Raw genomic sequence first — 8,787 nt, 5'->3', positions numbered from 1 at the left:
TCCACCTGCCTTCTCTAGTACTTTTGTGATCGCCGCTGTCAATGTCGTCTTTCCGTGGTCTACGTGACCCACAGTTCCTATGTTTAAGTGCGGCTTACCTCTCTCAAATTTCTCCTTAGACATTTTCTCGCTTTCCTCCTATGCTATTAGAAACACTAAATTTTTATTAGAAAATGAGCCCACGAGCGGACTTGAACCGCCGACCTCATCCTTACCAAGGATGTGCTCTACCGGCTGAGCTACATGGGCGAGTGCAACTTTGAGCGGGAGACGGGATTCGAACCCGCGACCCTCAGCTTGGAAGGCTGATGCTCTAGCCAACTGAGCTACTCCCGCTAATAGAGCATTTAATATTTCATTAATCTTATTTTCTATATTCATCAAAATTCTATTACCAAAACCCATTAATAAATTATGGGGAGGGCAGGATTCGAACCTACGTAGGCTTACACCGGCAGATTTACAGTCTGCTGCTTTTGACCACTCAGCCACCTCCCCCGGCAAAGACAATATGTCTAAACTTTCTAGTCTATTCATCGTATAAAATGGAGCTGGCGAAGGGATTTGAACCCCCGGCCTGCTGATTACAAATCAGCTGCTCTACCACTGAGCTACGCCAGCTGACCAATACCCAATATTTATTATTCCTAGAGAAAAATTATAGGTTCTCCATAAAAATTAAATTAGGTAGAACTCGCCCGCGATTATAAAACCAGATACTTTAACACATAATCTTCGTTATTGTCAATATTATCACAAGAATATGTGATAATTTAATAGAATGTAGCCATAAACTCGGCCTCAGCAACTTTTGCTTCACTTACATAGGCGTCAGCTTTAAAAGTAACAATCTTTGAACGGAGTTTAATTACTTCCGCATGAAGCTCAATCACATCTTCCGGATTAACTACTTTTCTAAACTTTACTTTGTCCAGGCCCATTAAGTAACATCCCTCTATATTTTCTGCATTCTCATCTTTTTCTAAAGAAGCCCCCATTAATACAGCCGCAGCCTGCGCTAACGACTCAGTTAATATTACCCCTGGTACTACTGGGTGTCCAGGGAAATGGCCTTTGAAGAATTCTTGTTCCTTGGGAAAAGTTTTTACAGCAACTATTCTTTTATAAGGCTCAAACTCTATTACTTTATCAACAAACAGAAAAGGTTCCCTGTGCGGTATATAGCTTTTTATTTCATCTTTATCCATCAAAATATGGGCTGCTCCTAAAATAATATGTAATTTCGACTACTTAGCGTCGTATGCTTTGATTACTTGGTCAGTAATATCCGCTGATGGGCTTCCATAAACCAGACTACTGCTCTCTAGAATAACAGTATAGCCGCCAGATTGTCCTATAGATTTAAGTATTCCTTCTATATCATCAAGAATGGTCTGAGATAGTTCAAAATCTTTCTTTTTCAGCTCATACTGAAAGTCTTCGAGTGATCTAGTGAAATCTTTCTTCATTCTATCGATCTGCTCAGCTTTTTGTTTTCTTGACGCTTCGTTCATTACAGCAGCATTTTTGATGAAATCCTGCTCCATAGCTTCAAGTGATTTTCTTTTGTTCTCCAGGGTCTTACCTCTAGGACCAAATTGTGATTCTACAGCGGCAAAAGCTGCTTTTCCTTTTCTAGAATCTGTAACAACTCTCCTAAGATCTACATAACCTACCTTTGCCTGAGCGTAGGCTAAGCTAGACATAAATACTAGTGAACAAAGAACAAGTAAAAATAATCTCATTTTTTATACCTCCTTGGTATCTAAAATAATGTTCCTACTGTGAACTGTATTTCGTAGGAATTCTCGCCTGGCAGTCTGTCTCCTAGTGGTATACCAATTTCAAGTCTTAGTGGTCCGAGAGGAGATATCCACCTAAATCCAAATCCAACATCGTTTCTAAGATCGGAAGGATTCAAACTTAAATCCTCGCCGTCGTTAAAGGCATTACCCGAATCAACAAATAATACACCTCTTAGTCCAGCTGATGGAATTATCGGAAATACATAGTCGGCAGAGAATAGAACTTCTTGAACACCACCAATAATTACAAAGTTACCATCTTCCGTAGGAACCCTAGGTCCAACTCTTCTGAAACCAAAACCTCTAAGTGAGTTAGGGCCTCCGAGAAAGAATCTTTCTGCAACAACCAAATCATTTCCAGTATTTCGGAAATCTATTATTCCGTATCTTCCCCTTACTGTAAAGACTGTATTAAACCATAACCTAAACCATTGTCTCGATGATATAGTATATTTAATATAATCAACATTTCCACCTGTTGGTCCACCTGCAGACTCTATAATCATTCGGCTTAAATTTCCTTTGCTAGGATCAAGAAGGTTATTTCTTGAATCCCATTTTGCTCCGATTCCTATTGCGCTTATTGTCTGGTCTTCTGATGTAAGAATTAATCTTGCGTTATCATCGATTCCACTGATTTTTACATTCTCTAATCTGTATGAAACATCAAGCTCCAGCCATCTCCAGATTCTTCTACCAAACGTTATTCTTCCTCCCCATGAGCTACGGTCAAAATCTCTAAAAGTTCTATCTGTTCTAAATAATGTTGCATCTAGAGTGTAATCGCTATCCCAAAAGTTGGGGTCCCCGTAGTTGATGAAAAATAGCTGAGTAACGCCGCCGATCTGTGCATTTAGTGAAATTCTTTTACCATAACCAAAGAGGTTTGATTCCTGAATTTGACCTGCAAAGATAAATGTTTCAATAGAGCTGAAACCACCGGCTACACTAAAGAAACCTGTTGATTTTTCCTCTACTCTTACTTCTAAATCGAGCTTATCTTCCTGACCCGGAACACGCTCGGAAACTACTTCAACATTTTCCTCAAAGAACCCTAGTCTTGTAACCCTAGGCCTTATTGCCTGCACCTCGCTTGCGTTGTAGAGCTGCTGCTCCTGTATAGGGATCTCTCTTCGTATTACCTTGTCTCTAGTTCTGTAGTTGCCAACAATATCGATTTCTCTTATATATACTTCAGGTCCTTTTTCCATACTAAATCTGATATCCACAGTTTGGTTCTGTCGGTCTACAGCAAACTGAGGTTCAGCGTTTGCAAATGCAAATCCTTGATTACCATAAAATGTAGTAAGACCGGATATGTCTCTAGCGAGCAGGCTTCCTCTGAAAATCTCGCCACTCTTTAGACTAAGTACTTCTCTGAGTTCTTCCTCTGGAACAATTAACTCCCCGGCAAATGATAGTTCATTAACCGTAAACTGATCACCTTCGCTGATTTTAAATGTTACTATGTAACCTTTTTTCTCATCACTGTATTCAATCTCGGGCTTACTTACCTTTACATCCAAAAATCCATTGTCTATATAAGTTGTACGAATTCTCTCTGAATCGTTAAGTATTTCTCTTGGATTGTAGAGTCCTTTTTTTGTAAGGAAGGAAAAAATACCTTTTGGCTTTGAGTAGATGCCCTTTTTAACAACTTTGGTTTTTAGCTGCTCATTGCCTACAAAATTAACTTCCTTAATGTAGGCTTTTTTACCCTCTTTAATATCATAGGTAACACTTACTGTCCCATCGCCCTCGGGCTCAATTTCATAATCGACTACTGTTCCCACAAGTCCTGCTTCAGCATAGAGTTGACCTATAATTTCTTGAGTTTTCTTAACATTGTTTAGATCAATTATTTTTCCTTCTCTAACAGTGACGACCTCAAGAATATCTTTACTCTTTATATCGTCATTACCTCTTATTCTAAGATCAGCGACAATAGGTTTTTCTTTTACTTTATAAACAAGAATAATTCCATTAGGAGTTCTATCTATCTCAGCAGTAACATCTTCAAATGATCCAAGACCGTATATCTTCTTAACATCTTCTCTTACGGAGGCAGTTGAAAGCGTTTGACCAACTTGCGAGTTAATATTGAGTTCAATTAGTTCTTTTTCTACCCTTCTGTTACCTTCTACCTTAATTTGTACAATATTATTGTTTGTGGCACTAAGATCGCCTTCTTCTTCAATTTCGGTGTTCTGTGGTTCAGTTTCTGCTTGCGCAACTTCCCAATTAAGAGCATCATCTAGTGTTATTCTCTCAACGCTGCTAGCCTGTCCCAGATTAGGGTAGAGATAAAAGGTCAAAAGCACAACTAGACCCGCAAGTGAAAGCACTGCTATAGAATTGCGTTTATTAATTTGCATCAACAATTTTTCCATCAGAAAGTCTAATTCTCCTATTAAGACGGTTAGCTATTTCCATATTGTGCGTAACTAATACAGAAGTTATTCCATATTCCCCATTTAACATCAAGAATAAATCTAAAATCGCGCTGCCAGTATCAACATCTAAATTACCGGTAGGCTCATCTGCTAATATAACTTTTGGCTTAAGCACAACAGCTCTGGCGATAGCAACTCTCTGCTGTTCTCCTCCCGACAATTCTCCTGGCCTGTGATCTAATCTGTTTTCCAATCCTACTTTTGTTAGTATCTCTTGAGATATATCTTTTGCCTGTTCTGAATCCATACCGTTTATTAAACAGGGCATCATAACATTTTCTAAAGCAGTAAACTCGGGAAGAAGGTAATGGAACTGAAAGACAAAACCAATCTCACTATTCCTAAATGAAGCAATTGAACGGTCAGCCTGTGTAAAAATATCCTTACCGTCAAACAACACTTCTCCTTCAGAGGGATGCTCCAAAGTGCCCAGTATGTGCAAAAGCGTGCTTTTACCAGAACCTGAAACTCCCACAACAGCCAGTGTCTCTCCATCAGATATATTCAAATCTATTCCCTTCAAGGCCTCTACTCTCGCGCCCACTGTTTCAAACACCTTCGACAATCCCTTTATTTCAATTAGCATATATTACTCGTACCTCAGTGCTTCTATAGGATCTTTCCTAGATGCTTGAAACGATGGATATAAAGTTGCAATAAAGCATATAAGCACGCTCATTACTGCAACAGTAATAAAATAAGTCGGTTCAATTTTAACTGGAAAGTCCGAAATAGGGTAGACATTATTATCAAACGGAATAAGTTTTCTTATTGTATCGCTTGTTTTAAGCATATAGCAAATACCATATCCAAGGGCTGTTCCCAATATTGTACCCACTGTCCCTATTATCATTCCCTCTGTCACAAAGATCTTTAATATTCCACTTCTAGTTGCCCCCATAGCTCGTAAAATAGCTATATCCTTACCTTTTTCCATAACAACCATAGTCAACGTGCTTACTATATTTAGGGCCGCAACAAGGATTATTAGACCCAAAATTATTGCAACTCCTATTCTTTCCAGACGAAGAGCTTTAAAAAGTCTTTGATTAACCTCTTCCCAGTTTCTTGTGTAATAAGGAAAACCTAAAACTGACGTAAGCTCATTACCTAAGCTTTTAGCATTATAAATATCCTCAACTTTAACCTCTACTCCGGAAACTTGATCTTCCATATCAAAGAAGTCCATTGCATCAGGCAGATTCACATATGATATGGATGAGTCATACTCAATCATACCGTAGTCAAATATTCCTATTACCTCATATTTCTTAACTTTCGCAGTCTGTCCAAAAGGTCCAAGTTTTCCAAAAGGAGATACGAGACTTACTTCATCCCCCTCAATCACTCCGAGATTTGCAGCAAGCTCTTTACCTATCAGAACGGGCGGGCGGCCAGACTCAGTTTCTTGAGTAAGTTTTATTAACAGACCCCTTCCGAGCTCTCTTAATTCTTCATCAGACAGCCTCTCATCTGTCTTGTTTCTTCTAGCTATACCGTTACCAATTGCCTGTTCAATATTAGTAACTTCGCCTGCTGTTCTAGGATCTATTCCTCTGATTACAGAGCCCGATACATTTCGCTCGCTTGAAATCATTCCCTGTCCATATATGAAGGGGCTTGCGCCGATAACTCCTGGGAAATCAACAGCATCTTCCTTTATCTTGTCGTATTCCTTCATGGGGCCGTTATAACTTAGAACCACAACGTGAGAACTCACGCCGAGAATCTTCTCTCTAAGTTCTTCTTCAAAGCCTCCCATTACAGCTAGTACAACATTTAGAGCCATTACACCTATAATAACTCCCAGAACGGATATGATTCCGATGATAGAAGTAAACTTCTGCTTTCTTCTGGAACTTAGGTATCTGAGTCCTATAAAATATTCGTATTTCATTAGGGTCTAAGATGAGGAAAGAAAATCACTTCCCTTATGGAAGGAGAATTTGTAAACAGCATAACTAAACGATCAATCCCTATTCCCTCACCAGCAGTTGGCGGCATACCGTGCTCTAGTGCGGTGACATAATCCTGATCCATTTCGTGCGCTTCTTCATCTCCTTTATTTTTCAACTCAATTTGCTTTTCAAATCTTTCTTTTTGATCTACCGGGTCATTTAGCTCAGAGAATGCATTTGCTATTTCTCTGCCAACGATATAAAGCTCAAACCTGTCAGTGAGCTCGGGGTTTTCTTCATTTTTTCTGGCTAATGGAGAAACGTCTAACGGAAATCCGTATACAAAAGTCGGATTTATCAGTGTCTCTTCAAAAATTGCCTCAAACATTTCAGTTATAGCTTTTCCCCTAACGCCTTTATGGTCAATTCCCATAGAGTCAGCTTTATCAAACAGCTTTTTATCATCAGATAGTATTTCATCGCCCAACTCATCTGTGAGCGACTGTGTTATTTCCATTCTCTTCCACGGGCGCGTAAGATCTATCTGTATATCACCGTATTCAAATTTGAGAGAGCCCTTAACTTCCATAGCAATATGACAGATAAGCTCTTCTGTCATTTCCATTAGATCTTCATATGTAGCATAGGCCTGATAGAGCTCCATCATTGTAAACTCTGGGTTGTGCTGAGTGGATACGCCCTCATTTCTAAAATTCCTTCCTATCTCAAAAACTCTGTCTATTCCGCCTACAACCAGTCTTTTTAAATATAGCTCAGGGGCGATTCTTAACACTAGATCCATATCAAGGGCATTGTGATGTGTCTCAAAGGGCCTGGCTGCAGCCCCACCCGCAATTGGGTGCAAGATAGGTGTTTCAACCTCTACAAAATCTTTTTCTTCTAAGAACTTTCTGATTAGAGCAATAATTTTACTTCTAGTTAGAAATATGTCTTTTATTTCAGGGTTAGAAACTAAGTCCAGATAACGCTGGCGGTATCTAACCTCAACATCTTTAAGACCGTGCCATTTTTCAGGTAGCGGATGAAGAGTTTTAGTAAGAAATTTATACTCTGTAACGTTAACAGTTAGCTCACCAGTTCTGGTTTTAAACAAATTGCCTTTTATGCCGACAAAATCCCCTAGGTCTACAAACTTCTTAAATGCTTTTTGCTCATCTTCTCCTACAACATCTCTTTTTATATAGCCTTGGATTCTCCCGGATCTATCAGCGATATGAAAAAACATGCTCTTACCGAAATCTCTTATAGCCATCACTCTGCCAGCCAAAGAAAATACATCACTAACTTGACCTAAATCCTCTTCAGAAGAGTCGGCATATTTTGAGATAAGATCTGCTGCCAAATGATCGGGCTTAAAGTCATTAGAGAATGGATTTATCCCCGATTCTTTTAGCTCGTCTAGTTTTTGTTTTCTCTGCTCAAACTGTTCGTTTTCCATAATTCAGATAAACCTTCTACATTAGAATCTACAATTAATCTTATATGAATAATTTGAATTATTTATCTTGGCTTAGGGGTTTAATTTATCGTCCGCAAGTTATTTTTTTTCGTCCACAATAATATACGTTGCTAAAGCCTTAGCTACAAGTTTATTTTCATTGTAGACATCAACCTCTCCGGGAACTATTCGCCCCTCCCTTAGAACCTTAGCTTTAGCCTCAAGTATTCCATCACTTACGGGCTCTAAATAGTTAACCTTCATTTCAATTGTAAAGAACTGCTTTCCTTTTTGAGTTATGGTTGAAATGGCTACAGCTACAGCTGAGTCTGCGAGTGCATAAGCGGCGCTGCCGTGCATCATGCCGTAGGGATTAGTAAGGTCGCTATCAAACGGCATAGTCAAAGTGGCCGTGCCCTCTCCCATCTCTACTACTTTAATATTCATAAGCTCCCATATGGGAACGTGCGGGAATTTGTGGTTTAAGTTCTTGTCTTCAGACATATCATTCTCCGTAAACTTCGCTATAGAGTACTTGGAAATAAGAGTTTTGAAATATCTATTTATTACTATCTACTTGGGATGATGGGTCTTTGCCAAACAATGAAAAAATCAAAAATCCGATTGCTGACATTATGCCCAATATTATAAACATCTCTTCGAATCCCCAATATTCCGCCACAAAGCCATAGATTAAAACTCCGATCATACCCCCGAATGTAAAAGAAACACTGCAGATTGATATAGCTTTTCCTCTTTCCGCCTCAGAGGATAAATCAATAACAAGTGCATAAATTGCCGGATAAAATAGACCGTGCCCTAAGCCAAACAAAACCCCAGATATAAGTAGTTCTATCCACTCATCTGCAATACCGAGCAGAATTATACTTGCCGCATATACAAAGAAAGCTGGGATAGCAGATCTTCTCTTTCCGTAAGTATCGGGTATCCATCCTCCAAAAACTCTTATTGCAATAACGGAGAAAGTGTAGGCTATGAAAAATATTTCATACTGCTCTACATTTATACGGCCAGCAAAAACCGGGACAAAGCTGATTACTGTTACAAATCCCATTCCCGCAACAAAGAGCGCTGAGGCCGCAAGGAGGACTCCTTCATGAAGGACTAAAGACAAGTAATTTTTTCTGCTCCCGTCGATTTCTAGCCTCTTG

The 8,787-nt window shown here is 39.2% G+C and carries 9 protein-coding genes and 4 tRNA genes; all 13 read right to left on the bottom strand.

Annotated elements, in window-relative coordinates:
• Positions 1–123, bottom strand: a 123-nt coding sequence (locus AAF462_07145; GenBank protein MEM7008893.1) for a GTP-binding protein, incomplete at its 3' end; no start/stop codon positions are given.
• A 53-nt stretch (positions 124–176) separates the two neighbouring features.
• Positions 177–249: transfer RNA gene (locus AAF462_07140), tRNA-Thr, on the bottom strand.
• Positions 250–262: 13 nt separating this feature from the next.
• Positions 263–336 (bottom strand) — tRNA-Gly (locus AAF462_07135).
• Between the two features lie 79 nt (positions 337–415).
• Positions 416–498, bottom strand: a tRNA-Tyr gene (locus tag AAF462_07130).
• 48 nt (positions 499–546) lie between these two features.
• Positions 547–621: transfer RNA gene (locus AAF462_07125), tRNA-Thr, on the bottom strand.
• A 152-nt stretch (positions 622–773) separates the two neighbouring features.
• Positions 774–1,208 (bottom strand): 3-hydroxyacyl-ACP dehydratase FabZ, encoded by a 435-nt coding sequence (gene fabZ / locus AAF462_07120; GenBank protein ID MEM7008892.1) that lies wholly within the window; start codon positions 1,206–1,208, stop codon positions 774–776.
• Between the two features lie 39 nt (positions 1,209–1,247).
• Positions 1,248–1,745, bottom strand: coding sequence for an OmpH family outer membrane protein (locus AAF462_07115; GenBank protein ID MEM7008891.1), 498 nt, complete (start codon positions 1,743–1,745; stop codon positions 1,248–1,250).
• Between the two features lie 20 nt (positions 1,746–1,765).
• Positions 1,766–4,180, bottom strand: coding sequence for an outer membrane protein assembly factor BamA (gene bamA / locus AAF462_07110; protein ID MEM7008890.1), 2,415 nt, complete (start codon positions 4,178–4,180; stop codon positions 1,766–1,768).
• Positions 4,170–4,844, bottom strand: a complete 675-nt coding sequence (locus tag AAF462_07105) for an ABC transporter ATP-binding protein (protein ID MEM7008889.1) — start codon at positions 4,842–4,844, stop codon at positions 4,170–4,172. Before AAF462_07105 ends, bamA begins: the two co-directional genes overlap by 11 nt.
• Positions 4,845–4,847: 3 nt before the next feature.
• Positions 4,848–6,155: an FtsX-like permease family protein gene (locus AAF462_07100; protein ID MEM7008888.1), complete on the bottom strand. Its 1,308-nt coding sequence runs from the start codon at positions 6,153–6,155 to the stop codon at positions 4,848–4,850.
• Positions 6,155–7,615, bottom strand: coding sequence for a lysine--tRNA ligase (gene lysS, locus AAF462_07095; protein MEM7008887.1), 1,461 nt, complete (start codon positions 7,613–7,615; stop codon positions 6,155–6,157). Before lysS ends, AAF462_07100 begins: the two co-directional genes overlap by 1 nt.
• Positions 7,616–7,714: 99 nt before the next feature.
• Positions 7,715–8,119, bottom strand: a complete 405-nt coding sequence (locus AAF462_07090; protein ID MEM7008886.1) for a PaaI family thioesterase — start codon at positions 8,117–8,119, stop codon at positions 7,715–7,717.
• Positions 8,120–8,174: 55 nt separating this feature from the next.
• Positions 8,175–8,787, bottom strand: a 613-nt coding sequence (locus AAF462_07085) for an MFS transporter (GenBank protein ID MEM7008885.1), incomplete at its 5' end; no start/stop codon positions are given.

The sequence above is a fragment of the Thermodesulfobacteriota bacterium genome, assembly GCA_039028315.1.
Lineage (GTDB): Bacteria > Desulfobacterota_D > UBA1144 > Nemesobacterales > UBA2774 > CR02bin9.
This window is presented reverse-complemented; position numbering and strand designations above follow the sequence as displayed.

Coding starts and splice junctions, on each gene's coding strand:
- AAF462_07100 (MEM7008888.1), bottom strand. CDS start 6,155: ATGAAATACGAATATTTTATAGGACTCAGATACCTAAGTTCCAGAAGA.
- fabZ (MEM7008892.1), bottom strand. CDS start 1,208: ATGGATAAAGATGAAATAAAAAGCTATATACCGCACAGGGAACCTTTT.
- AAF462_07115 (MEM7008891.1), bottom strand. CDS start 1,745: ATGAGATTATTTTTACTTGTTCTTTGTTCACTAGTATTTATGTCTAGC.
- AAF462_07105 (MEM7008889.1), bottom strand. CDS start 4,844: ATGCTAATTGAAATAAAGGGATTGTCGAAGGTGTTTGAAACAGTGGGC.
- bamA (MEM7008890.1), bottom strand. CDS start 4,180: ATGCAAATTAATAAACGCAATTCTATAGCAGTGCTTTCACTTGCGGGT.
- AAF462_07090 (MEM7008886.1), bottom strand. CDS start 8,119: ATGTCTGAAGACAAGAACTTAAACCACAAATTCCCGCACGTTCCCATA.
- lysS (MEM7008887.1), bottom strand. CDS start 7,615: ATGGAAAACGAACAGTTTGAGCAGAGAAAACAAAAACTAGACGAGCTA.